A 22903-nucleotide genomic window follows, 5' to 3' on the forward strand; every position below is an offset into this window, starting at 1 on the left:
ACCTACTTCGCCGCGTTGGCGAAGGCGGGCTCCAGCTTGTTCAACAGGTAGGGCACCGACAGCGCGGTCGGCTGGTTGACGGCGCTGATCTCCTGCACCGTGAGGAAGACCACCGAACCCTTCTTCACCGCGGGCAGATCGGCGTATCCGGGGAGCTGCCGGTACTTGTCGTCCATACCGGGGGAGTAGCCCGCGAGCAGCAGATCGGCGGTGAGCTCGTCGACCCGCTCCGGGGACAGCGCCAGCCGGCCCTGATTCGACGGCTGATCGGTGAGGTTCTTCGGAATGCTCAGTCCGAGCTGGGTGAAGATCTTGCTGGACCCGTCGTTCGGATCGGTCAGCACCATCAGCTGGGCCGGGCTGGCCAACCAGGTGCTCGCGAAGGTCTTGCCCTTCAGGCCCGGATTGGCCTGGCCGATGGTCTCCACCTTCTTGTCCACATCGGCGATCACGCGGGTCGCGTCGTCTTCTTTGTGCAGTACCTTGCCGAGCGTGGTCACCAGGTCCTGCCAGGGCTGGATCGACGCTGAGCTGAGTGCGGGCAGCGTCGGAGCGACCTTGGACAGCTCGTCATAGGTCTTCTGGTCGGCCAGGAATCCGTCCACCAGAATCAGATCCGGCTCCAGCGCCGCGACCTGCTCGGCGATATTGCCGGTGGTATTCAAGGCCTTCGCCGATTCGAGCGACTTCGGCTCCCACGCCGGGGTGCTCTTGGAGACCGAGGCAACATTGTCGATATAGCCGACCGGGGTCACGCCGAGCGCCAGCGTCGAATCCAGCCACTGATTCCCCAGCGTGACAACCTTTTTCGGGGTGCCCTGCACCGTTGTCGTGCCGCGGGCGTGGTTGATGGTGACGGGTGCGCCACCGCCGGACCCCGCGTCATCGCTCGACGACCCACATGCGGCGATACCCAGGGTCAGTGCACCGGCCAGCACGGCAACCGCCGCCCGCTTCCAGCCACGAGACGTCCGTACAGACTCCATCGACACCCTCTCCTTCATCGAGGAATTCCCCGACTCGGCTCCCTTCGAGCCGCAACAGCAAAGGTCAGCCTAACCTACATTGATTGCCGCACCACCCCGGCTTGTCGGTTGCTGACGCGTCATCTGTAGTGAACCTATTGAACGTGCCGCTATCTAGCGGTACGTTAAATGACGTCAATAATGATCCTCTCGTCCGGGAGGCATCGACGTCGAACCCGTGAGCACGCGGGTCTTCGCACGACTGACGCATACCGAATTGAGGTTAGTTCCGATGAATCAAAAGAATTCCGCCGGACGCGTCCGCCCCATGGTCGCCCGTATCGCCATCACCTCCGCCCTTGCCCTGGCCCCGATCGCCGCGGTCGCGGGCCCTGCGCTCGCCGACACGACCGACACCCAGGGCCCGGCCATTGTGTTGGTGGATCAGGCCGACGACATCCACGGCCACGGCGGCTGGGGCCATGGTGGCTGGGGTGGTCGTGGCGGCTGGGGCAATGGTGGCTGGGGTGGTCGTGGCGGCTGGGGTGGTTACGGTGGCTGGGGTGGTTACGGCGGTTGGTTCGGCTACCCGGGCTGGCCGGGCTATTTCCCCATGCCCTCCACCGGCAGCGCCTTCTGACCCCAGCCACTCGGCGGCGCAAGTCATTCCCCTCGAAGCCCTTCCCGTATGAATAAGCCCGGACAGCAGCCGGGCTTATTCACATCTATCCGACGACTTGCTGGGCGAGATCAGTTTCGCTGACCTGGTTCGATAACCGAGCAGCCCAGCGTGGGCCGGGCTGCTTCGAGGGTCAGAGGGTGATGCGCTGGTATTCGGGGAGGAAGAGTTTGTCGCCTTCCTTGACGGCGAAGGTGTTGTAGAACTGGGCGATATTGCGGACGATCTGGTTGCAGCGGAATTCGTTGGGGGCGTGGACGTCCTGGAGCAGGCTGATGGTGGATTCCTCGGTCTGCTTTTCGCGCCAGCTGCGTGCGTAAGAGAAGAACATCTGCTGGTAGTCGGGGTCGATGCCGTCGCGCTTGGCGGCGATGCGGTAGGCCTCGACGGCGATTTGCAGTCCGCGCAGATCGGCGAGGTTTTCGCCGACGGTGAGTGCGCCGTCGACGTGGTATTTGGGATCGAGGCCCTCGGGGACCAGCACATCGAATTGATCGATCAGCTGTTTGGTCTTGGCTTCGAATGCGGCCAGGTCCTCGGGCGTCCACCAGTCGCTGCGGTTACCGCTGGCGTCGTATTTACGGCCCTGATCGTCGAAGCCGTGGCCGATCTCGTGACCGATGGTCGCGCCGACCGCACCGTAATTGACCGCGGTTGTCGCGTCCTTGTCGAAGAACGGCGGCTGCAGATAAGCGGCGGGGAAGGTGATCTGGTTGCTGGTTGGTGAGTAGTAGGCATTGACGGTCTGCGGCGACATACCCCATTCGGACTTGTCGACCGGAGTGCCGAGCCGGTTGAACGCCTTCTTGGATTCGAAAGCATTGACGGCGCGCAGGGATTCGATCAGCTTGCCCCGGGTGATCTTCAGCGCGGAGTAGTCGTCCCACTTATCCGGATATCCGATCCTGGCCTCGATCTTGTCCAGCTTGACGATCGAGGCGTCCCTGGTCGGCTTGGACATCCAGGTCGAATTGGTGAAGTTCTCCCGATAGGCGGCCATGAGGTCGGCCACCATCTCCTCGGCTCGATCCTTGGCGGCCGGCGGAAAGTACTTGTCCACATACAGTTTGCCGAGCTGGTCACCGAGATTGTCGTCTACGACGCCGACGCCGGACTTCCAAGTCTCCGGCCGCTCCTCGAGTCCGCTGAGCACCTTGCCGACGAAATCGAACCGGGCGTCGCGGATCGCCTTGGGCAGGAATCGGGCGAACTCCGCGACCACATTGACCCGCAGGAACTCTCGCCACAGCGCGATATCGGTATCGGCCCACAGTTGCGCGGCCGCGGTCACGAAGGATGGCTGCGCCACCACGATCTTGTCGAACAGCGAGCGCGGCCGATCGGTATTGCCCGCCATCCACGGATCCCAATCGAATTGCGGTCCGAGCGCGACCAGATCGTGCCAGCCCATCACGTTGTAGGTGGCATCGGTATTGCGATTGCGCACGCTGTCCCAATGCGCCGCCGCGATTTTGGTCTCCAGATCGACCATGCGCTGTGCGATTCCCGCCGGATCGGCGAACCCAGCGCCCGCGGACATCTTCTCGAGGTAGGTCTTGTAGCCCGCGAGTTGTTTGGCGTATTCCGGCTTGCGATAGTACTGCTCGCTCAGCGTGATGCCCGACTGACTGATGGTGGGGATATAGGCATTGGAGTCCTTGCGATCGATCCCGACTCCGATACCGATCAGCCCGGCGATCGGCAGCTCCGCCATCACCTTGGCCAGATCCGGTTTGGTCGCCGCGCCATCGATCTTGGCGAAGAGATCGGTCAACGGTGTCATGCCGAGCGTTTCGAAGGCGGTCTCATCGAGGCGCGCATCGTAGAGATCGCGAATCTGCTGCGCCTCCGAACCCGGCCTCGGATCCTTGATGCCCTCGATGATCTCGCGCAGCTGATCCAGCGTCCGATCGCTCGCATCGCTGATCGCGCCGACCGCGGCCTTATCCGGCGGCAGCTGGTACTCCCGCAGCCACTTGCCGTTGACATGCCGGTACAGATCGTCCTGCGGCCGGATCGCCTCGTCCGCACCGCCCATATCGACCGCGGTGAGCTGCACCGGATGCTCATTCTTCGAGCAGGAGACCAGGGCGACGGCCGCGGGCACCACCCCGAGCGCGATCAGGAAGGCACGACGGTCCAGCTGACCGAGACGACCGGTTGATGTCACGAGGATTTCCTCTCCCGATGCGGTCCGGCCGCATCCTCGTCAGGCGCGATAGTGCTGGCCCGAGGCTACCTGTCTCCGGCGTTGCCAGCCCGTCGGATCAGAGCGAGACCCGCTGGTCCCGGGCCAGGTACAGCTTGTCGCTCGGTTCGACGGCGAAGGTGGTGTAGAACTCGTCGATATTGCGGACCACCTGGTTGCAGCGGAACTCGTTGGGCGCGTGTGGATCCATGGCCAGTCGCAGTTCCATGTGCTGCTTCGTCGATTTCTCCCGCCAGATCCGGGCCCAGGACAGGAACAGCGTGCGGTTGTCCGGGGCGCCCTTGCCGTCGCGTTTATCGGCGATGCCGAGGGCGGCCACGGCGATACCGAGACCGCGCAGATCCGCGAGATTCTCCCCGACCGTGAGCGCGCCGTCGACGTGCTTGCTCGGGTCGAGACCGGCCGGGACCAGCGCGTTGTACTGATCGATGAGCTGCTTGGTCTTGATCTCGAATGCGGCCCGGTCCTCGGGCGTCCACCAGTCGCGCAGATTGCCGTCACCGTCGTAGCGCGAACCCTGATCGTCGAAGCCATGTCCGATCTCATGACCGATGACCGCCCCGATCGCGCCGTAATTGACCGCGGTCGCGGCATCGGAGTCGAAGAACGGCGGCTGCAGAATGGCGGCCGGAAACGAGATCGAATTGGCATTCGGGTTGTACTGGGCATTCACCAGCTGCGGCGGCATCCGCCATTCGGACTTGTCGACCGGGGTGCCAAGGCGCGCGAAACCGCGCTGGGTCTCGAAACGCTGTGCGGCGCGGACGGATTCGATCAACTTGCCGCGTGTGATCGTCAATCCCGAGTAGTCGATCCAGTTGTCCGGATACCCGATCTTCGTGACGATCTTGTCGAGCTTCGCGATGGCGGCCTGTCTGGTCGGCGGCGACATCCAGGTCGAATCGGTGAAGTCGGCCCGGTAGGCGGATATGAGATCGGCGACCATCGCCAAGGCGCGCTCTTTGGCCGCGGCCGGAAAGTGTTTGTCCACATAGAGTTTCCCGAGCGGTTGGCTCAGGTTCGCATTGACGGTCGTAATGCCGTCCTTCCACAGCTCCGGACGCTCCTGCGACCCTTGCAGCACCTTGCCGACGAAATCGAATTCGGCATCGGCAATGGCCTTGGGTAGCAGCGATGCGAACTGTTTGACCACCGCCAGGCGCAGATACTCCCGCCAGGCCGCGATATCGACCTCGGCCCAGAGCTTTCCGGCTGTCGTCACGAACGACGGCTCGCCGACCACCACGCGATCGAACAGTGCGCGCGGTCGGTCGGTACTGCCCGCCAGCCACGGCTCCCAGTCGAATTGCGGTGCGAGCGCGGTCAATTGGATCCAGCTCATCGGGTTGTAGACGGCATCGGGATTGCGCAGGCGAACATCGTCCCAGAAACCTGCGGCGATCTTGGTCTCCAGCTCGAATACCCGCTCGGCGGTGCCCGCCGGATCGGGAAAGCCCGCGCCCGCGGCAACGCGTTGCAGATAGGTCTGATAGGCGGCGCGCTGCTCGGCGTATTCGGGCTTGCGGTAATACTGCTCGCCCATATTCGGGTCGATACCGGACTGGGAGATGTTCGTGACGTATTCGGCCGAATTCTTCTGATCGACCTCGACGGACAAACCGATGAGTCCGCCGATCGGCAGCCCGCCCATCACCTTGGCCAGATCCGGTTTGGTCGTCGCGCCGTCGATCGCCGCGAACAGATCCGCCAGCGGGGTCACGCCGAGCCGCTCGATTTCGGCCAGATCGACCCGGGCGTCGTAGAGATCGCGGATCTGCTGCTCGGCCGTCCCGGCCTTCGGGTCGTGGATCCCGTCGATGATCTCCCGCAGCTGCTGCTCCACCCGGTCGCCGACCTCGTCGAAGGTGGTGTAGGACGACTTATCCGGCGGCAGCTGATAATCGCGCAGCCAGCCGCCGTTGACGTACCGGAACAGATCGTCCTGCGGCCGAATCGCCGGATCCTCACCCCGCATATCGACACCGGTGAGCTGCACCGACTGCTCCCGGCTACAGGAGACCAGCGCTGTGGTGGCCGGAATCACACCGAGGGCGATCAGAAAGGTACGACGACCGAGCCGAGTGGAACGCGCAGACGAACTCAAGGAAACCCCCTATTCAGCGACGATTTGGAATGTGCACAGCTCATCCGGTGATCTTGCTCGTTCCGAGGGTAGTAACGGGACAGCCCGCGAGCACTGATCCACGCGGGTTTCACAGCGGAAGTTCAGCCTGTGCTGGCGAGGCCCCGATTTGGGACCGACCTGGGGATTCCCCTACACTGAACCGGTTGCCTGCGGGAGCTGTGCCCGCAATCCGGCCGCGAACCCCCAGTGGTTGATCCATCCGATCGAGAAAACCGCTGGCAGGCGCGCGTTCGGGTGGTAACACGACCATGCCCGTCGGGTCGGCAATCCGGCGTGCGTATACATCCAGGTCAAGGAGGCTGAAGTGATTCAGCAGGAGTCGCGACTGCGCGTCGCCGACAACACGGGTGCGAAGGAAATCCTCTGCATCCGCGTTCTCGGTGGTTCGTCGCGTCGCTATGCCGGCATCGGCGACATCATCGTCGCCACCGTCAAGGACGCTGTCCCCGGCGGCAACGTCAAGAAGGGCGAGGTCGTCAAGGCCGTCGTCGTGCGCACCGTCAAGGAGCGTCGTCGCCCGGACGGTTCGTACATCAAGTTCGACGAGAACGCGGCCGTGCTGATCAAGGCGGACAACGACCCGCGTGGCACTCGTATCTTCGGCCCGGTCGGCCGCGAGCTGCGCGAGAAGAAGTTCATGAAGATCGTTTCGCTGGCTCCGGAGGTGCTCTGACATGAAGGTGCACAAGGGCGACACGGTGCTCGTCATCTCGGGTAAGGACAAGGGCGCCAAGGGCAAGGTCATCCAGGCCTACCCGAAGGAGAACCGGGTCCTGGTCGAGGGCGTGAACCGGATCAAGAAGCACGTTGCCAACTCCACCAACCAGCGTGGTGCCTCCTCGGGCGGCATCGTGACCCAGGAAGCTCCGATCCACGTGTCCAACGTGATGGTCGTCGACTCCGACGGCAAGCCGACCCGCGTCGGCTACCGGGCGGACGAGGAGAGCGGCAAGCGGGTCCGGATCTCCCGTAAGAACGGGAAGGACATCTGACATGACCACCTCTGAGAAGACTCAGCCGCGTCTGAAGGCGCGCTACCGTGCCGAGATCAAGGACGCGCTGAACAGCGAGTTCGACTACGCCAACGTGATGCAGATTCCGGGCGTGGTCAAGGTCGTCGTGAACATGGGTGTCGGTGACGCCGCGCGCGACGCCAAGCTCATCAACGGCGCGGTCCGGGATCTGGAACTGATCACCGGTCAGAAGCCCGAGATCCGCAAGGCCACCAAGTCGATCGCGCAGTTCAAGCTGCGTGAGGGCATGCCGATCGGCGCGAAGGTCACCCTGCGCGGCGACCGCATGTGGGAGTTCCTGGACCGCCTGGTCTCCATCGCGCTGCCCCGTATCCGCGACTTCCGCGGTCTGTCGCCGAAGCAGTTCGACGGGAACGGCAACTACACGTTCGGCCTGAGCGAGCAGTCGATGTTCCACGAGATCGATGTGGACTCCATCGACCGCCCGCGTGGTATGGACATCACGGTGGTGACCACCGCGACCAACAACGAAGAAGGCCGTGCCCTGCTCAAGCACCTCGGCTTCCCGTTCAAGGAGAACTGAGCACATGGCTAAGAAAGCACTGGTCAACAAGGCCAACGCCAAGCCGAAGTTCGCGGTCCGGGCTTACACCCGCTGCCAGCGCTGCGGCCGGCCCCACGCCGTCTACCGCAAATTCGGCCTCTGCCGCGTGTGCCTGCGCGAAATGGCGCACCGCGGTGAGCTCCCGGGCGTGCACAAGAGCTCCTGGTGAGCTCGCGCTCCCGGTGAGCGCACCCGCACGAAACTGAACAAGGGCACGGCCTCCGACGAGGCCGTGCCCTTGCTTGTTTCAGTTGCGTTGGGGGAGTTCAGAATTCGAGCTCAGACCAGGAGATGCGAATCGGGAACGGGAAGTCCGTGGTGATCGCGTCGGAGTCCTTCGGCGCCCATGAGCCGGTCAGCAGGTAGTTGGCCGGATAGAGCGGGTGCACACCGGCGGGGAGCTGGCCGTGTGTGGTTTCCAGCGCATAGGCGTGCACCACCGAGATCGCGCTCTTCTCACGTTCCAGGGTGACTTTCCAGTACCACGGGATACCGGCTTGCGCATAGCGAGCTTTCTTGGCTTCCATATCGGTCTGGGTGTTCGACGGAGACAGCACCTCCCCCGCAAGGAGAACGTCGCTGGCTCGGATGTCCTGGTAGGGCGCATCGAGGCAGCGGTAGGCGAGGAAATCGGGCGTGACGAAGTCGGACTTTCCGGTTTCACCGAAGAACACGTTGGTTTCGAAGTCGACGCGCCAGCGCTCCTGTGGCTGCTGCGTCATCCCCGCCCGCGCACATCGCTCGAGCGCGCTGGTCAACGCAAACGTGAACGCCTGGTGCTCGGCCGGTCCGCGTCGGAGCCATACAACCCGTCCCTCCCATAGTTCGATCTGCCCGGCGACATCCTCGGGCAACTGCTCGAGCTCCTCCCACGTCATGTACTCGGGGAGGTCGGGCCGTTCGATGCGCGGAAGCGACATCGTCCAATCCTAATCTCGACCGCGGAACACTCGGGGTCCTCGCAGATCTTCGCGTTCGGGGCCGCTGCGTTTCATGCGGTGAGTCGGTGTGCGAGGTGTCGGGAAGATTTGCGCGACGAGGCAACCTTCGCATTTGTTGCCTCGGAGAGCTCGGAATTCTCTTCAGCTGTGTTCAAAGACGGTTCGGCCGTTGTGAATTGGGTGATCTCTCGTGGTTGGCTGTCAGATGTGATGTCGAAGGTGGTTCGGGTCGGTGTCCGCGTGCTCGCGTGGATTGCGACATTGGCAGGAGCCGCTGGGATCGCGTTGCATTTCAGTCCGTCGCGGTCTCGCATATTGGTCCTGGCGGCCTCGGGCGCGCCGTATCTGATGTGTTCCGCTCTCGTCGGGGTGGTGGCGTTCGTAGCCATGCGGCACCGGAGCGGTACGGCGGTGGCGAGCATTGTCGTTGCCGCCGCGACGTGGACCCAAGCCCCGTTGTACATCGGTCGTTCCGGCGACGACGGGCACTCGGTGCGGGTGATGCAGGCGAATCTGTTGTTCGACGGAGCCGATCCGCGGGCGCTGGTCGACGAGGTTCGCGCGCGGAATATCGGTGTGCTCACCGTCAATGAGCTCACACCAGCGGCGGTCGAGGCGCTCGGCCGGGCCGGACTGGACCAGTTACTGCCACATCGATATCTTTCCCCCGGCCGAACCGCGACCGGGACGGGAATCTGGAGCAGCTATCCGCTGTCCGAAACCGTCGAATATGACGGGTACGTGCTGAACCAACTCTCGGCAACCGCAAGCATCCCCGACGTCGGGCCGGTCACGGTGTACGCCTTTCACCCGGTGCCACCGGTGTACGGCACCGAGGTCTGGGCCGACGAATTATCCCGTCTGCGCGAAATTCTCGACCGGTCGCCATCGAATCGGCCTGCGATCGTCGGCGGCGACTTCAACGCGACCTACGACCATTCGCAATTCCGCTCGATGCTGTCCGGACGTTTCGCCGATGCCGCCGAACAATCCGGTGCCGGATATCTGGTCACCTACCCGACGGACAAGCGTTGGCCACCCCTGGTCGGCATCGACCACATTCTCATCGCCGGTGGTCACGCAGTCGCGGTGGAAACAGTGCCCCTACCCGGCGCAGACCACCGCACCCTGGTGGCGCAGCTCCTCCTGGACCGCGAGCGCCGGTGATGTTCGAGTTCTGGAGTTCGTCAGTCCGGCGCGTGGCGGCCGTGGGGCGCATGGTCGGTGGCGCCGTAGAGATTCACTGAGGTTGGGGCATGGCGGTGGCGATCTCGCGACGGGAGCTGAGGTCCAGTTTCGCGAGGATATTCGAGACGTGGGACTGAATTGTGCGGCGGGACAAGAACATTTGGGCTGCGATGTCGGTATTGGACAGGCCATCGGCGACCTGCGCGGCAACCTTTCGTTCGGTATCGGTCAGGGCTGCCCAGCCGGTTTTGGGGCGCTTGCGGGGGCCGCGGACGCCGCGGCGGATTCCGTATGGGCGCACGCGTGCCATCGCACGGGCGGAATCCCAGGCTGCGCCGAGGCCGGAATACAGTTCGACCGCGGTGTCCAATGCGGTGCGGGATTCGGAGCCTCGGCCCGCTGCGGCGAGTAGGGCGGCGGCGTTTTCGTGCGCCTGGGCCTCGAACATTGGGCGGCCGGATCGATGGAACGCGTGTGCTGCCGCGAGGAGGCCGTCGGGATCGGAGTCGGCGAGGCTTCGACACAGCAGGGCCGTTCCGGTGCGCGATGCGGTCGGCTGTCGGGTGACGAGCAGATCCGCGCTGGCCGCGATCGAACGGGCCGCATGCGTGTCCCCGATGTCCGCGGCCAAGCGCGCGATATCCGGGAAGATGTAATGCAGTGTGGCCGCAGCCAATCCGTCGGCGAGTCGCTGATGCGTGCCGACGAGCACCTCGAGTGCCAGGTCGGGACGGCCGTGCGCCTCATGTATCAGCGCCTTGACCCACGGATGGAAATGCGCGTAGCCGATATTGCCCGGTCGATCGTCCGGTGCGGGCAGACCATCAGGGTCCGGCAGGAAGGTGCCGCGGCGAATTCCGATGAGCGTCGCGATGCTGTGCGCGACCGTCGCATAACCGAGCACATCGGGCGTCTGCATGCTCGCCGTGCATTCGGCCAGCGCGTCGTCCCAGCGTCCGCCCACCAGATACATTCGCGCCTTGGCAACCAAGTTGGAGGACAGATAGACGCCGCGGAATCGACGGTTGCGACCGATGGCCGTTTTCAGCACCTCCTCGGCGTCGCCCAGCCGATCGAGTTCGATCAAGCAGTGGGCGTAGAGCGCGTATGGATCGAATTGGTCGGGCCCGGTCCCGTCTTCGAAGAGGGCCGGGATCCGAGCACTCAGGTGCAGCGCCTCATCGAGACGGCCCTGGGTATAGCGCACCGCGCCCACCGCCGTGAGTCCGTATCCGGTGGCCAGCGGGTTCCCGGTGCTCTCGCCCAGCGCCACGGCCTGCCGACCGGCCTGCTCGGCCGCCGTGAATCGCTCGACGAAGAAATTGCCGAGTCCGGACATGCCCAGAAACCGGGCGGCGTTCTCGGCGTCGAGTTCCCTGGTGGACAGCACCTCCTCGGCCACTGCGACCGCATCGGCCAATCGGGCCTGGGCTTGATAGATCTGGGCGAGCAGCCAGTGAAGTTCGATGTCCGGCTGGGTAAGCAACGCCTCACGCACCACCGATTCGGCCTCGGCGGCGTTTCCATCCCAGAGCAGGGCGTGAATTCTCAGCCGGATCAGTACCGAACGCATTCCAGCGTCGAGATCTGGTGCAGTCGCGACGCGGCTCAACAATCGTTTCGCCAGTTCGGGCGCGCGAACGATCAGCTTGTCGGCGACACCGATGAGCCAGTCGAGGCTGGTCCTATCCAATTCGCGATCCGCGACCCACAAGTAATAGGCAACCCGCTCGATCGGCGCGTCGGTCGACTGGAGCGCCTGTCCGGCCTGCTGGAGCAGATCCGACCGCAGTGAAGCAGGTAGCAGATCCGCCAGCGCATGCCGGATCAGATCGTGCCGAAACACCAACTCGGCGTCGACGCGGACGAGCAGCCCGCCGTCCAGCGCCTCGGTGACAGCGCTCCAGGCATCCAGAATTGGGATCTTCAACACCATCGCCAGGGCCGCGACATCAAGGGTCGGACCGAGGGCCGCGGCCATCGGCAGCACATCCCGCGTCGGACGGGACAGGAAGTCCAGCCGCTGCGTAATCGCCTCGGCCAACGACGCGGACGGGTCCGCGACACCAGCGCCTGCCGGATCGGCAGTGTCGGCGATCACCTTGATCGCCCCGTCGCGCAGCAAAGCGGCCACCAATTCTGTGATATGCAGCGGATTCCCACCGGCCTCGGCCACCTTTTCCGACAACCGATGACCCGGTTCGGCACCGACCAGATGACGCACGAGCTCCGCGGCATCCGTGTCGGGCAGGGCGCCGAGCCGCAGTACCGGGGCCTGCCGTGCCACCAGTTCGGCCGACAGTGCGGCGAAGTCCGGATCGTGCGGAAGTGGCCTGGCCGCGAGTACCAGCAGCAGCGGCAGCTCGTCGACGAGTGTGCAGAGCCGGTGCAGCAGCGCCAGGCTCGAACGATCCGCCCAGTGCACATCGTCCATGACCAGGGCAACCGGGCCCAACGCGCACCAGGTATCGATCTGGTCCAGAATCGCCTCGGCAATGGCGAGTTCATGGGTCGCCGCCACATCACCCACGCGATCTCCGCTGCGCAACGCGTCGATCGGGGATGTCGTGCCCGCGTCGTCCAGCCAGGAGCGCACCCCGGCGAACGGCACGCCCTGCCACAACTCCTCGGCTGCGCCGACCCGGATGTGAAGGCCCGCTGCCGCCAATGGAATTCGCGCCGCTTCCAGCAGCGCCGATTTGCCGATCCCCGGCTCGCCCTCGAGCAAAACCACGCACCCGCGACCGGCGGCCGCCCGCTGACCGAGTGCCGCCAGACTCGTTAGTTCGGCATCGCGACCCACGAACGCGGTCGCGATGGAATCCTGCACGCGGGTGAGTGTAAGGGGCCGGACCCGGATTTTGTCCTGGTAGCGACCTTGCCTACACTAGAGCGGTTGCTTGGGCACCTCTGTGTCCGCGTGTTCTTGATGCGAAGCTGCATCGACGTGTGGACGGCCCTCGCACCGAGAGCTCATATGAGAACTCAATCCGGTCGGCAAGTGTCGGCCGGACCGCCGAATTGCTATAGGCCCACGGCTGGCGTGCCGATGTGTACGCGGGTGTTGCATGGGAACCGTAGCGAGAAAGGTGTCAAGGTCGAACTATGACCATGACTGATCCGATCGCAGACTTCCTGACACGTCTGCGCAACGCCAACTCGGCGTACCACGATCAGGTGAAGGCTCCGCACTCGAAGCTCAAGGCGAATATCGCCGAGATTCTCAAGCGCGAGGGCTACATCGCCGACTACCGGACCGAGGACGCGCAGGTGGGCAAGACCCTCGTCGTCGACCTCAAGTACGGCCCCAGCCGTGAGCGCAGCCTGCAGGGCCTGCGCCGCGTGTCGAAGCCGGGTCTGCGTGTGTACGCGAAGTCCACCAACCTGCCCAAGGTCCTGGGCGGCCTCGGCGTGGCGATCATTTCCACGTCGACCGGTCTGCTCACCGATCGTCAGGCGGCCAAGCAGGGCGTGGGCGGCGAAGTCCTCGCCTACGTCTGGTAAGGGAGGTAGGACAAATGTCGCGTATTGGTAAGAAGCCCATCGCCATTCCTGCCGGTGTCGAGGTTGCCATCGACGGCCAGAGCGTGTCGGTGAAGGGTCCCAAGGGCACCCTGACCCACGTCGTCGCCGAGCCGATCACCGTCACCAAGGGTGAGGACGGCCAGCTCGAGGTTGCCCGCCCGGACGACCAGCGCCAGAACCGCTCGCTGCACGGCCTGACCCGCACCCTGGTCTCCAACATGATCGAGGGCGTCACCAAGGGCTACGAGAAGAAGATGGAAATCTTCGGCGTCGGTTACCGTGTCGCGGCCAAGGGCTCCAACCTGGAGTTCGCCCTCGGCTACTCGCACCCGGTGCCGATCGAGGCCCCGGAGGGCATCACCTTCGCGGTGGAATCGCCCACCAAGTTCTCCGTGTCCGGAATCGACAAGCAGAAGGTCGGCCAGATCTCCGCTGTCATCCACGGACTGCGTAAGCCCGATCCCTATAAGGGCAAGGGCATCCGCTACGCCGGCGAGGTCGTTCGCCGCAAGGTCGGAAAGACGGGTAAGTGATCATGGCGCAAACCGAAAATCAGAAGGCCAAGCGCATTCCGCGTGGCAAGGACGTGTCGACGACGCGTCGTCTGTCGAAGACCCGCCGTCACTTCCGTCTGCGCAAGAAGGTCGTCGGCACCACCGAGCGTCCGCGTCTGGTGGTCAACCGCTCCTCGCGTCACCTGCACGCACAGCTCATCGACGACTCGCTCGGCAAGACCATCGCCGCCGCGTCCTCGATCGAGGCCGATGTGCGCGCACTGGACGGCGACAAGTCGGCCAAGGGCAAGAAGGTCGGCGAACTGATCGCCGAGCGTGCCAAGGCCGCCGGTATCGAGGCCGTCGTGTTCGACCGTGGTGGCCACGACTACCACGGCCGCATCGCGGCGCTCGCCGATGCCGCTCGCGAAGGTGGGTTGAAGTTCTGATGACTGCAAACATTTACGGAAGGAACGTCTGATGCCGGGACGTCAGAGGCGTGACGGCGGCAGCGGACCCGCCGGACAGCAGAATGGTGCCGCCGGTGGCGGCGACAGCCGTGACGGCCGCGGCGGTGGCCGCGATCGTCGTGGCGGTGGTGACCGTCGTGACCAGCAGGCCGACAAGAACCAGCTCGAGCGCGTCGTCGCGATCAACCGCGTCTCCAAGGTCGTGAAGGGTGGTCGTCGCTTCAGCTTCACCGCCCTGGTGATCGTCGGCGACGGCAACGGTCTGGTCGGCGTCGGCTATGGCAAGGCCAAGGAAGTTCCCGCGGCCATCCAGAAGGGTGTCGAGGAGGCTCGCAAGGGCTTCTTCCGCGTTCCGATGATCGGCTCGACCATCACCCACCCGGTGCAGGGTGAGGCGGCGGCCGGTGTGGTCATGCTGCGTCCGGCCTCGCCCGGTACCGGTGTGATCGCCGGTGGTGCGGCTCGTGCCGTACTGGAATGCGCTGGTATCCATGACATTCTGGCGAAGTCGCTCGGTAGCGACAACGCCATCAACGTCGTGCACGCGACGGTTGCGGCGCTCAAGATGCTGCAGCGTCCGGAAGAGGTCGCGGCTCGCCGTGGCCTGCCGCTCGAGGATGTCGCTCCGGCTGGCATGCTGCGTGCGCGCGCTCAGGCAGCGGGAGGTCGGTAAATATGGCCCAGGAATCGACCCAGCTCAAGGTGACCCAGATCAAGTCGTCGATCGGCGCAAAGGCGAACCAGCGGGAGAGCCTTCGTACGCTCGGCCTGCGCAAGATCCGCCAGACCGTGGTTCGTGAGGACAACCCTCAGAACCGTGGGCTGATCAACGTCGTGCGCCACCTCGTAACAGTTGAGGAGGTCTGACATGACCATCAAGTTGCATCACCTGCGTCCGGCCACCGGCGCCAAGACCGAGAAGACCCGTGTGGGTCGCGGTGAAGGCTCCAAGGGCAAGACCGCGGGCCGCGGTACCAAGGGCACCAAGGCTCGCAAGAACGTCCCAGCCGCCTTCGAGGGTGGGCAGATGCCGATTCACATGCGGCTGCCCAAGCTCAAGGGCTTCACGAACCGGTTCCGCACGGAATACCAGGTCGTGAACGTCGGCGCGATCGCCAAGCTGTTCCCCGAGGGCGGCGCGATCGGCAAGGCGGAGCTGGTGGCCGCCGGCGCGGTTCGCAAGAACCAGCTGGTCAAGGTTCTCGGCGATGGCGAGATCGGCGTCGCGGTCCAGGTGACCGTCGACAAGGTGACCGGCGCCGCCAAGGAGAAGATCACCGCGGCCGGTGGCACTGTCACCGAGCTGGGCTGACGGTACTCTGCAGATAGTGGCACCGGACGAGTGAAGAGCTCGTCCGGTGCCACTGTTAGAGTTCAATTGTTGTCTGCCAAGCCTCGTCATGGGTTTTCTATATCCGTGGCATGACCATGTCGTTCGCCAGGAGGATCTGTGCTTTCCGCCTTCGTATCGGCCTTCCGGACTCCGGACTTACGGCGGAAGATTCTCTTCACGCTGGGGTTGATCGCGCTGTACCGCTTGGGTGCGTCGCTGCCGTCCCCCGGTGTCGATTACAAGAGCGTGCAGGAATGCATCGACCTGGTCTCCGGCGGTGATTCCGCCGGTATCTATCAGCTGATCAACCTGTTCTCCGGTGGTGCGCTGCTGCAACTGTCGGTCTTCGCGATCGGCATCATGCCCTACATCACCGCGAGCATCATTATCCAGCTGCTCACCGTCGTCATCCCGCGATTCGAAGAACTGCGCAAAGAAGGCCAAACGGGCCAGAACAAGATGACGCAGTACACCAGGTACCTCTCGATCGCGCTGGCGATCCTGCAGGCCACCGGTCTGGTCGCGCTCGCGGCCCGCGGTCAGCTGCTGCAGGGCTGCCAGAAGGACATCCTGGCCGATACCAGCATCTTCGGCATGATCATCATCGTGCTCGTGATGACCGCCGGTGCCGCACTGGTCATGTGGTTCGGCGAGCAGATCACCGAGCGCGGCATCGGCAACGGCATGTCGCTGCTGATCTTCGCCGGTATCGCCGCGCGCATCCCGAACGAGGGCAACAACATTCTGCAGAACCGCGGCGGACTGGTCTTCGGTCTGGTCTGTGTCGCCGCGTTCGCCATCGTCAGCGGCGTCATCTTCGTCGAGCAGGGCCAGCGCCGGATCCCGGTGCAGTACGCCAAGCGTGTGGTCGGCCGCAAGATGTACGGCGGATCCTCGACCTACCTGCCGCTGAAGGTCAACCAGGCCGGTGTTATCCCGGTGATCTTCGCGTCGTCGCTGTTGTATCTGCCGAACCTGGTCGCACAGCTGACGTCCTCGAAGAACAACCCCAACCCCAGTTGGTGGCAGGAGAGTATCCAGAAATACCTGGTGAACCCGGGGAACCCGGTATACATCGCGATCTACTTCGGTCTGATCGTGTTCTTCACCTACTTCTATGTCGCGATCACCTTCAACCCGGAGGAACGCGCCGACGAGATGAAGAAGTTCGGCGGCTTCATTCCGGGGTATCGCCCGGGTAGGCCGACGGCCGACTACCTCAACTTTGTATTGAGCCGCATCACTCTGCCCGGCTCGATCTACCTCGGTCTCGTGGCCGTCCTGCCGAATCTGTTCCTCGATATCGGCGCGTCCGGTGGCACCCAGAACCTTCCGTTCGGTGGCACCTCGGTGCTGATCATGGTGAGTGTCGGCTTGGACACCGTGAAGCAGATCGAAAGCCAGCTGATGAATCGAAATTACGAAGGGTTCCTCAAGTGAGACTTGTACTGCTCGGACCGCCGGGAGCCGGCAAGGGCACCCAGGCCGACCTACTGTCGGACAAACTGGGCGTCCCGCACATCTCCACCGGGGACCTGTTCCGCACCAATATCTCCGCTCAGACGCCGCTGGGTCGGGAGGCACAGAAGTACATCGACGCAGGCGATCTGGTACCGAGCGATGTGACCAACCGCATGGTCGAGGCTCGGGTCGCCGAGCCGGATGCCGCGAACGGCTTTGTGTTGGACGGTTACCCGCGCACGGTCGATCAGGCCGACGCGCTGGAGAAGATCCTCGCGGATATGGACAAGAAGCTCGACGCGGTGCTCTGCTTCGTCGTGCCCGAGGAGACCGTGGTCGGCCGGATGATGGCGCGCGGTCGCAACGACGACAACGAGGACGTGATCCGCAACCGGCTCCGGGTGTACCGCGAGGAGACCGAGCCGCTGCTGGAGCATTACGACGGTCTGGTCGTCTCGGTCGACGGTGTCGGTGAGATCGACGAGGTCAACGCACGCGCGCTGCGCGCCCTGGGACACTGAGGCCGGATGGTCTTCAACCGCAAGAAGAAGGTCGTGCCGTTCCGGACGGCAGGCGAACTGGATGCGATGGCGGCGGCGGGCGCGGTCGTCGGCCGCGCACTCGTCGCGGTGCGCGCGTCGGCCAAGCCCGGTGTTTCCACCCTGGAGCTGGACGAGATCGCCGAGCAGGTGATCCGCGATGCGGGCGCCGTGCCATCGTTCAAGGGATATCACGGCTTTCCGGGTTCGATCTGCGCATCGGTGAACGACCGTGTGGTGCACGGGATTCCGACCTCGTCCGAGATCCTGACCGAAGGTGATCTGGTCTCGATCGACTGTGGCGCGATTCTCGAAGGCTGGCACGGTGATTCGGCCTGGACCTTCGGTGTGGGCACGATCATCGAGGCCGATCAGCTGCTGAGCGACGCCACCAAGATGTCGATGGAGGCGGGTATCGCGGCAATGCTGCCCGGCAACCGGCTGACCGACGTCTCGCATGCCATCGAAATGGGTACGCGCGCGGCCGAAAAGGAACACGGCCGCTCCTACGGCATCGTCGACGGTTACGGTGGGCACGCCATCGGCCGGGAGATGCATATGGATCCGTTCCTGGCCAACGAGGGTGCGCCGGGTAAGGGGCCGAAACTCGTGGTCGGATCGGTACTTGCGATCGAGCCGATGTTGACGTTGGGCACTACGCAGACAAAGGTGCTCGACGACGACTGGACCGTGGTGACGCTGGACGGTAGTCGGGCCGCGCACTGGGAACATTCGGTTGCGGTTACCGAGGATGGGCCGCGGATTCTCACGGTTCGTCCGGAGTAGGTGGCTCCGAGCAGTATCCCACGTATTCCTACCCTGGTAGCATTGCTGGTATGAAGCTTAGTGTGAGCCTGTCGGATGAGGATGTGGCGGTGCTCGACGCGGAGGTGTGTCGGTCCGGCCTGCCCGGGCGGTCGGCCGCCGTTCACAAGGCGATCGCGCTGTTGCGTAGTCGTGCTCTCGAAGACGCCTACGAAGAGGCATGGGATGAGTGGGACGCAGCCGGTGAGGAAGTTGTGTGGTCGGCGAGTGCCGACGACGGGCTGATGTGATGCGCCGTGGTGATCTCGTGCTCGTGGATTTCGATCCGGTTCGGGGGAACGAGGTCAGTAAGCTTCGTCCCGCGATTGTCGTGAGTAACGACGGTGCCAATCGTCGCGCTGAACAACTTGGCCGAGGTGTTGTCACGGTCGTCCCGGTTACCAGCAACACCGAGAAGGTTTTTCCGTTCCAGGTCTTATTGAAGGATGTGCCGGGTCTGCGGGTTCCCTCGAAAGCTCAGGCCGAGCAAGTGCGTTCGGTATCAGTCGAGAGAGTCGGGCGTACGTTGGGCCGACTGCCCGAAACCCTTGCGGCCGAACTCGATCGGGCGCTACGACTACATTTGAGTCTGTAGCTCGACTCTGTTCCTGGATTCGGCGAACATTGTGCCGTGTGTGGTGGTCGGTCACTGTCCGACTCCGAGTTCGGTGACGTCGCGCGGCGAGGAGCCGAGCCGCACCGACGCCCGCAGGTCGTAAATGTCTGGTACCGAACGGCTTCGGACACAATGCGTCCACGCCTGCCCTGACATTACCCAGCTTGCGCTGGATCGGTGACGTCGTTCCTTGCACCCGCGCTCGTGCGTCTTACCGCATCTCGGGGGTCATCCAGGCGATCGACCGCTGACCACAGTGGCGATGATTTCTCCTCCGATTCGTGCTGAACTTCAACGATGGGAGAAGCGTATGGCCGGGGGAGGGGTGCTCACCCGAGTAGATGGCTACTCGAATTCCGTTGTGGGATTGCGTAGTTCTGCGGCGAACAGTGATCGTTCGATGGGCGCTTCAGGAACGGCGGTACGGGTTTCCGTACAGCTCAGGGGCGGTGCTGCGGGGTGCGTGGCGCACCGAGTAGGTAGCGACTTCCGCTAGACCGCGGCGCGGCTCAATTCGGCTGCGGTGTTCGAGTATCGACCGGGCGGCGTACGGCGCGCAGGACATCGGTGCGGATGGGGAGGTCGAATTCGCCGGCCGCTGTCTCGGGTCTGCCGCGCAGGTATTCGGAGATTCGTTCGAGCAACTCGTTGCGTGCCTGTGTGGGGATGACCAGCGTGTGCGAATGCGTTCCGATTGTCGCGGTGAGGGATTCGGCGGTGCGGCGCTGGCGGTGGGGAAAGTCGGCCCGCGAGTACCGCGTCCACCGAGCCGTCGGCCAATGGAATCGCCTCTGCCGCACCGGCCGACGCGATCACCTCGGGAAAGCGGCGGGCCAGTTCGGCGCGCATCGCGGCATCGGGTTCGACGGCGACAACTTCCGCGCCGATGGCAAGCAGCCCCTCGGTGAGTTTGCCGGTGCCTGCGCCAAGATCGAGAACGACCGGTGCATTGGTGCCAACGGGCTCCAGCGCCCAGCGAATGCTCTCGGCGGGATAGTCGGGTCGATGCTCGGCGTACGCCGCGGCATGTGCGCCGAATGAGGAGGCACGTTCGGCCCGGAGTCGGGTCCGATTCGTTGTTCCGTCAGCGGATTGCCCGAAGTCCCACACGCGACGACGGTACCGCGCCCGCCCGCGCTGACGCAGGCTATTTACTGCGCGGATCACCGTTCACCAGGGGCCACTCCCAGTTCGGGACGCGCGCACGATTGCTCGCCAGTCGTCGCAACGCCGTGCGCAACCCGCGATGTCCCGGCGTCCGGTCGGCGTCGACGACCGTGGACGAATCGATTCCCTTGAACTTATGTTCGGATGCGGTTTCGGGTGCGTCGTCGGAGGTGGCGATCAGGAGGCTGTCGGGCAGTGCCAGTTTGTGGATGGTGCGTAGCGTCAGCAGATATTGGTGCAGCAATGGACCTGTGGTGTACGGCAGGTCGTATTTGTCGCATAGTGCCCGCACGCGCAGGGCGATCTCGGCGTACCGGTTGCTCGGCAGGTCGGGGAACAGGTGGTGTTCGATCTGGTAGCAGAGGTTGCCGCTGAGGAAGGCCAGCACCGGGCCCGCGTCGAAATTCGCGGTGCCGAGCATCTGGCGCAGATACCACTCCGGTTTTGTCTCGTGTTCCAGGACGGTCGGCGCGAATTTCTCTGCGCCATCGGGGAAATGCCCGCAGAAGATCACGAGATAGGCCCATAGGCTGCGCAGGACATTGGCGCTGGCATCCGCGGCCAAGGTGCGCCGCCAGCGCCGCCCGCTGAACGCGGGGAACAGCAGATAGTCCTTGCCGGCTTGCCGGGCGATCTTGCCGAGGAACGCTCTGGCCTGGATCGCCTTCTGTGCCGGGGACGTCGCGCGGAGGCGTTCGGAGTCGAGGCCGTGCAGCGCGATGCCCCACTCGAAGGTGGCCGCCAGCACCAGGTTCAGCAACGGCTGCAGCAGATTCGCTGGACGCCAACGGTCATCGCGGGTCACGCGGATGACACCGAATCCGATGTCCTCATCCATGCCGAGCACATTCGTGAAGACGTGATGGCGATAGTTGTGCGAATAACGCCACTGCGACGACAGACCCGCCATATCCCATTCCCAAGTGCTGGAATGGATTTCCGGGTCGTTCATCCAATCCCATTGGCCGTGGCAGACATTGTGGCCGATCTCCATATTCTCGATGCTCTTCGCCATCGCCAATCCGGCAGTCCCGAGTATCCAACCGGTCCGCTTGCGACTGAGACCGATCATCAGCCGCGACCCGGCGTCCAGTGCCCGCTGGAAGGCGATCGTGCGGCGGATGTAGGCCGCATCCCGCGCACCGCGCTGATCGGTAATATCGCGGTGAATCGCATCGAGCTCGTCACCGAGTGCCTCGATATCGGCCGCGGTCAGATGCGCGTAGACCGCGACCTGTGTGATTGCCATTCCTCATGTCCCCGATCGGGTCAGCGTTTGAATGCGTCCCGCAGCGATTTCGAGATCCGTTCGACCACGTCGTTGGGGTGCTTGCCGCCGATGTCGGTCCGACGCCGACTGTCTTCGTCCGGTTTGGCGAGCAGCTTCCGCAAGCTTGTGCGGACTGCCCGAACCTGCTGCGCGACCTTGTCTTCGATCGTCATCGGAATATTCCTGTCCCCGGATGCGGGTCATCGGTGGTGGACAGCCGAAACTGTCCGACCAGCCGCCGCACGATCCGGTATATCCACAGCTTAGGCCCTATCTACGTCGCCTGTCTACGGCGTAGGCTTACATCGTTAACAGTTCTGCTGTTTATCGAGAGGCGCTGAATCAGATGAACGGAATCAGGGAAGGGCCCATCGGTTCCCCCAAGAATCCGGCAGCAAGCGCGCACCGCGTCAACGCCGGGAATACCCCATTGACCAGGGCCGCGATGCTGGCGGCCGCGCTCGAGATCATCGACCGCGACAGCATCGACCGGCTATCGATGCGACGCCTCGGCGCAGCCCTCGGCCGGGACCCCATGGTGCTCTACCGGCACGCCGCGAATAAGGCGGCGCTCCTCGACGGAGTCGCCGAGATCGTGCTCGAGCAGTTGACCGTCGACACCACCGATCACGACTGGCGCCATCAGCTGCGCAGCATCGCGCGCGACTTCCGCCGTCTCGCGGTCGACCATCCGAATGTTGTTCCGCTGCTGGTCACCCACCCGCTGGCCACCCCGCTCGGGCTCCGACCGGTAGGCACGCTGCGTCCGCTGGAGGACATCCTCGCGCTGCTCACCGGTGCCGAATTCAGCGGCACCGATGCGCTGCACATCTACCGTGCGCTGTTCGGCTTTCTCTACGGTCACATCCTCAACGAACGACAGGAACTGGTCGAACGCCCCGAAGAGGCAACCGATCTGCTGCGCCTGGGCTTGCACCGCCTGCCGATCGGCGAATTCCCGCTGCTACGCGGTCTCGCCACCGACCTGGCTGCTTACGACGGCGTCGTCGAACTCGAACAGGGCCTGGACATTCTGCTCACCGGCCTCACCGCCACCATGACACGGCCGCCACGCGGCCCAGAGGGGAGCGTCGACCATGACGCACCAACTGACCCGAATCGACTCGGGTAGACACCCACCGAATTCCCGTCGGCTGCGACAGGAACTCGAATTCACGACGGACGCCGCCGGCTCGGTCGACGGCATGTGGCGTCCGCGCGGCAATGACCTCGTGGCCGAACTGCCGGATCTGCTCACCGCGGTCGCGGCCCGGCTCGGCCCGATCCATCGAGTGATCTATCACCTCGACGAATGGGCCGCAGCGCCACGGAAACTCGCCAGTGGCGGGCGACTGGTGCGGCTCGACGGCTACCGGCACAAGGACCGGCATACGCTCGCTGTTCTCGGGGTAAGCGGTACCGAGCTCACGCTAGTGGTGGTTACCCCGGCCGACACCGAAACGACTGCGGCACAGCAACGTTGGGACTCAGAAGGCGGAGCGTGGGCCTGAGTGGCAA

At 64.2% G+C, this 22903-nt stretch carries 27 protein-coding genes; 19 read left to right on the forward strand and 8 right to left on the reverse strand.

The features are described 5' to 3' along the window. Window positions 1-2: 2 nt before the first annotated feature. The gene (locus ON44_RS04840; protein ID WP_040686589.1) at window positions 3-986 is read right to left on the reverse strand and encodes an ABC transporter substrate-binding protein; all 984 of its coding nucleotides are present in this window, start codon (window positions 984-986) and stop codon (window positions 3-5) included. A 271-nt stretch (window positions 987-1257) separates the two neighbouring features. Between ON44_RS04840 and ON44_RS49945 the strand changes: the two genes are divergently transcribed. Further along, complete coding sequence (locus tag ON44_RS49945; protein ID WP_040686590.1) at window positions 1258-1605, forward strand: hypothetical protein; 348 nt, start codon at window positions 1258-1260, stop codon at window positions 1603-1605. Window positions 1606-1777: 172 nt separating this feature from the next. On the opposite strand, the gene ON44_RS04850 is transcribed toward ON44_RS49945, so the two are convergent. Both ON44_RS04850 and ON44_RS04855 read right to left on the reverse strand, forming a co-directional pair. Then, a complete protein-coding gene (locus tag ON44_RS04850) occupies window positions 1778-3814 on the reverse strand; it encodes a M13 family metallopeptidase (protein ID WP_245567011.1) in 2037 nt (678 codons plus the stop codon). Between the two features lie 97 nt (window positions 3815-3911). Then, complete coding sequence (locus ON44_RS04855) at window positions 3912-5957, reverse strand: M13 family metallopeptidase (protein ID WP_083897659.1); 2046 nt, start codon at window positions 5955-5957, stop codon at window positions 3912-3914. Window positions 5958-6303: 346 nt separating this feature from the next. Between ON44_RS04855 and rplN the strand changes: the two genes are divergently transcribed. From rplN to ON44_RS04875, 4 genes are read left to right on the forward strand one after another with little or no spacing between them, the layout of a single operon-like run. Then, complete coding sequence (gene rplN / locus ON44_RS04860; RefSeq protein ID WP_040686591.1) at window positions 6304-6672, forward strand: 50S ribosomal protein L14; 369 nt, start codon at window positions 6304-6306, stop codon at window positions 6670-6672. Window position 6673: 1 nt separating this feature from the next. Continuing rightward, window positions 6674-6991: a 50S ribosomal protein L24 gene (rplX, locus tag ON44_RS04865; protein WP_040686592.1), complete on the forward strand. Its 318-nt coding sequence runs from the start codon at window positions 6674-6676 to the stop codon at window positions 6989-6991. A gap of 1 nt (window position 6992) precedes the next feature. Beyond that, window positions 6993-7556: a 50S ribosomal protein L5 gene (rplE, locus tag ON44_RS04870; protein WP_040686593.1), complete on the forward strand. Its 564-nt coding sequence runs from the start codon at window positions 6993-6995 to the stop codon at window positions 7554-7556. A 4-nt stretch (window positions 7557-7560) separates the two neighbouring features. Next, the gene (locus ON44_RS04875) at window positions 7561-7746 is read left to right on the forward strand and encodes a type Z 30S ribosomal protein S14 (RefSeq protein WP_014981705.1); all 186 of its coding nucleotides are present in this window, start codon (window positions 7561-7563) and stop codon (window positions 7744-7746) included. Window positions 7747-7843: 97 nt separating this feature from the next. Here ON44_RS04875 and ON44_RS04880 read toward each other — a convergent pair whose 3' ends face one another. Then, window positions 7844-8497, reverse strand: a complete 654-nt coding sequence (locus ON44_RS04880) for a Uma2 family endonuclease (protein WP_051181534.1) — start codon at window positions 8495-8497, stop codon at window positions 7844-7846. A 231-nt stretch (window positions 8498-8728) separates the two neighbouring features. Here ON44_RS04880 and ON44_RS04885 point away from each other — a divergent pair, with 231 nt between their 5' ends. Next, a complete protein-coding gene (locus ON44_RS04885) occupies window positions 8729-9685 on the forward strand; it encodes an endonuclease/exonuclease/phosphatase family protein (protein WP_040686619.1) in 957 nt (318 codons plus the stop codon). 73 nt (window positions 9686-9758) lie between these two features. Here the strand turns inward: ON44_RS04885 and ON44_RS04890 are convergent, their stop codons facing one another. Next, window positions 9759-12536 carry an ATP-binding protein gene (locus ON44_RS04890; protein WP_040686594.1) on the reverse strand — a complete coding sequence of 926 codons (2778 nt, stop codon included), beginning with the start codon at window positions 12534-12536 and terminating at the stop codon, window positions 9759-9761. Between the two features lie 275 nt (window positions 12537-12811). On the opposite strand from ON44_RS04890, the gene rpsH reads away from it, so the two are divergent. From rpsH to ON44_RS04945, 11 genes are all read left to right on the forward strand, one after another. Then, entirely contained in the window at window positions 12812-13210 is a 399-nt protein-coding gene (gene rpsH, locus ON44_RS04895) for a 30S ribosomal protein S8 (protein ID WP_040686595.1), read from the forward strand. Window positions 13211-13224: 14 nt separating this feature from the next. After that, window positions 13225-13764, forward strand: coding sequence for a 50S ribosomal protein L6 (rplF, locus tag ON44_RS04900; RefSeq protein WP_040686596.1), 540 nt, complete (start codon window positions 13225-13227; stop codon window positions 13762-13764). Between the two features lie 2 nt (window positions 13765-13766). Next, window positions 13767-14174, forward strand: a complete 408-nt coding sequence (gene rplR / locus ON44_RS04905) for a 50S ribosomal protein L18 (RefSeq protein ID WP_040686597.1) — start codon at window positions 13767-13769, stop codon at window positions 14172-14174. Between the two features lie 31 nt (window positions 14175-14205). Further along, a complete protein-coding gene (gene rpsE, locus ON44_RS04910) occupies window positions 14206-14868 on the forward strand; it encodes a 30S ribosomal protein S5 (RefSeq protein ID WP_040686598.1) in 663 nt (220 codons plus the stop codon). A 2-nt stretch (window positions 14869-14870) separates the two neighbouring features. Beyond that, window positions 14871-15062, forward strand: coding sequence for a 50S ribosomal protein L30 (gene rpmD / locus ON44_RS04915; RefSeq protein WP_040686599.1), 192 nt, complete (start codon window positions 14871-14873; stop codon window positions 15060-15062). A gap of 1 nt (window position 15063) precedes the next feature. Further along, the gene (gene rplO, locus ON44_RS04920) at window positions 15064-15507 is read left to right on the forward strand and encodes a 50S ribosomal protein L15 (RefSeq protein WP_040686600.1); all 444 of its coding nucleotides are present in this window, start codon (window positions 15064-15066) and stop codon (window positions 15505-15507) included. A 138-nt stretch (window positions 15508-15645) separates the two neighbouring features. Beyond that, the gene (gene secY, locus ON44_RS04925) at window positions 15646-16968 is read left to right on the forward strand and encodes a preprotein translocase subunit SecY (RefSeq protein ID WP_040686601.1); all 1323 of its coding nucleotides are present in this window, start codon (window positions 15646-15648) and stop codon (window positions 16966-16968) included. Then, a complete protein-coding gene (locus ON44_RS04930) occupies window positions 16965-17510 on the forward strand; it encodes an adenylate kinase (protein WP_040686602.1) in 546 nt (181 codons plus the stop codon). The genes secY and ON44_RS04930 overlap by 4 nt, the downstream gene beginning before the upstream one ends. A 6-nt stretch (window positions 17511-17516) precedes the next feature. Further along, the gene (gene map / locus ON44_RS04935; RefSeq protein ID WP_040686603.1) at window positions 17517-18314 is read left to right on the forward strand and encodes a type I methionyl aminopeptidase; all 798 of its coding nucleotides are present in this window, start codon (window positions 17517-17519) and stop codon (window positions 18312-18314) included. 50 nt (window positions 18315-18364) lie between these two features. Continuing rightward, on the forward strand, window positions 18365-18583 hold the full coding sequence (locus ON44_RS04940; protein ID WP_040686604.1) for a ribbon-helix-helix protein, CopG family: 219 nt from the start codon (window positions 18365-18367) through the stop codon (window positions 18581-18583). Beyond that, on the forward strand, window positions 18580-18927 hold the full coding sequence (locus ON44_RS04945; RefSeq protein ID WP_174414996.1) for a type II toxin-antitoxin system PemK/MazF family toxin: 348 nt from the start codon (window positions 18580-18582) through the stop codon (window positions 18925-18927). The genes ON44_RS04940 and ON44_RS04945 overlap by 4 nt, the downstream gene beginning before the upstream one ends. A 513-nt stretch (window positions 18928-19440) precedes the next feature. Here the strand turns inward: ON44_RS04945 and ON44_RS47665 are convergent. Genes ON44_RS47665 through ON44_RS49950 form a run of 3 tightly spaced genes read right to left on the reverse strand, consistent with a single transcriptional unit; the run spans window position 19441 to window position 21558 of the window. Then, window positions 19441-20115, reverse strand: a complete 675-nt coding sequence (locus ON44_RS47665; protein WP_306306462.1) for a class I SAM-dependent methyltransferase — start codon at window positions 20113-20115, stop codon at window positions 19441-19443. Next, the gene (locus ON44_RS04955; RefSeq protein WP_051181538.1) at window positions 20096-21364 is read right to left on the reverse strand and encodes a fatty acid desaturase family protein; all 1269 of its coding nucleotides are present in this window, start codon (window positions 21362-21364) and stop codon (window positions 20096-20098) included. The genes ON44_RS47665 and ON44_RS04955 overlap by 20 nt, the downstream gene beginning before the upstream one ends. A 20-nt stretch (window positions 21365-21384) precedes the next feature. Then, a complete protein-coding gene (locus ON44_RS49950) occupies window positions 21385-21558 on the reverse strand; it encodes a hypothetical protein (RefSeq protein WP_157187052.1) in 174 nt (57 codons plus the stop codon). A gap of 272 nt (window positions 21559-21830) precedes the next feature. Between ON44_RS49950 and ON44_RS04960 the strand changes: the two genes are divergently transcribed. Both ON44_RS04960 and ON44_RS04965 read left to right on the forward strand, forming a co-directional pair. Further along, window positions 21831-22517 carry a TetR/AcrR family transcriptional regulator C-terminal domain-containing protein gene (locus ON44_RS04960; protein WP_245567013.1) on the forward strand — a complete coding sequence of 229 codons (687 nt, stop codon included), beginning with the start codon at window positions 21831-21833 and terminating at the stop codon, window positions 22515-22517. Beyond that, window positions 22483-22896 carry a DUF5994 family protein gene (locus tag ON44_RS04965; protein WP_040686606.1) on the forward strand — a complete coding sequence of 138 codons (414 nt, stop codon included), beginning with the start codon at window positions 22483-22485 and terminating at the stop codon, window positions 22894-22896. The genes ON44_RS04960 and ON44_RS04965 overlap by 35 nt, the downstream gene beginning before the upstream one ends. The last annotated feature ends 7 nt before the right edge of the window (window positions 22897-22903 follow it).

The sequence above is a fragment of the Nocardia vinacea NBRC 16497 genome (assembly GCF_000308835.1).
Classification (GTDB): Bacteria; Actinomycetota; Actinomycetes; order Mycobacteriales; family Mycobacteriaceae; genus Nocardia; species Nocardia vinacea.

Bases quoted from the DNA above. Each gene is read 5' to 3' on its own strand.
- rplX (WP_040686592.1), top strand. From the start codon at position 6,674: ATGAAGGTGCACAAGGGCGACACGGTGCTCGTCATCTCGGGTAAGGAC.
- ON44_RS04940 (WP_040686604.1), top strand. From the start codon at position 18,365: ATGAAGCTTAGTGTGAGCCTGTCGGATGAGGATGTGGCGGTGCTCGAC.
- ON44_RS04875 (WP_014981705.1), top strand. From the start codon at position 7,561: ATGGCTAAGAAAGCACTGGTCAACAAGGCCAACGCCAAGCCGAAGTTC.
- map (WP_040686603.1), top strand. From the start codon at position 17,517: ATGGTCTTCAACCGCAAGAAGAAGGTCGTGCCGTTCCGGACGGCAGGC.
- rpmD (WP_040686599.1), top strand. From the start codon at position 14,871: ATGGCCCAGGAATCGACCCAGCTCAAGGTGACCCAGATCAAGTCGTCG.
- rplO (WP_040686600.1), top strand. From the start codon at position 15,064: ATGACCATCAAGTTGCATCACCTGCGTCCGGCCACCGGCGCCAAGACC.
- rplF (WP_040686596.1), top strand. From the start codon at position 13,225: ATGTCGCGTATTGGTAAGAAGCCCATCGCCATTCCTGCCGGTGTCGAG.
- ON44_RS04885 (WP_040686619.1), top strand. From the start codon at position 8,729: ATGTCGAAGGTGGTTCGGGTCGGTGTCCGCGTGCTCGCGTGGATTGCG.
- ON44_RS04960 (WP_245567013.1), top strand. From the start codon at position 21,831: ATGCTGGCGGCCGCGCTCGAGATCATCGACCGCGACAGCATCGACCGG.
- ON44_RS49950 (WP_157187052.1), bottom strand. From the start codon at position 21,558: ATGACGATCGAAGACAAGGTCGCGCAGCAGGTTCGGGCAGTCCGCACA.
- ON44_RS04880 (WP_051181534.1), bottom strand. From the start codon at position 8,497: ATGTCGCTTCCGCGCATCGAACGGCCCGACCTCCCCGAGTACATGACG.
- rplE (WP_040686593.1), top strand. From the start codon at position 6,993: ATGACCACCTCTGAGAAGACTCAGCCGCGTCTGAAGGCGCGCTACCGT.
- ON44_RS49945 (WP_040686590.1), top strand. From the start codon at position 1,258: ATGAATCAAAAGAATTCCGCCGGACGCGTCCGCCCCATGGTCGCCCGT.
- ON44_RS04955 (WP_051181538.1), bottom strand. From the start codon at position 21,364: ATGGCAATCACACAGGTCGCGGTCTACGCGCATCTGACCGCGGCCGAT.
- ON44_RS04965 (WP_040686606.1), top strand. From the start codon at position 22,483: ATGACGCACCAACTGACCCGAATCGACTCGGGTAGACACCCACCGAAT.
- ON44_RS04840 (WP_040686589.1), bottom strand. From the start codon at position 986: ATGGAGTCTGTACGGACGTCTCGTGGCTGGAAGCGGGCGGCGGTTGCC.
- rplR (WP_040686597.1), top strand. From the start codon at position 13,767: ATGGCGCAAACCGAAAATCAGAAGGCCAAGCGCATTCCGCGTGGCAAG.
- rpsE (WP_040686598.1), top strand. From the start codon at position 14,206: ATGCCGGGACGTCAGAGGCGTGACGGCGGCAGCGGACCCGCCGGACAG.
- rpsH (WP_040686595.1), top strand. From the start codon at position 12,812: ATGACCATGACTGATCCGATCGCAGACTTCCTGACACGTCTGCGCAAC.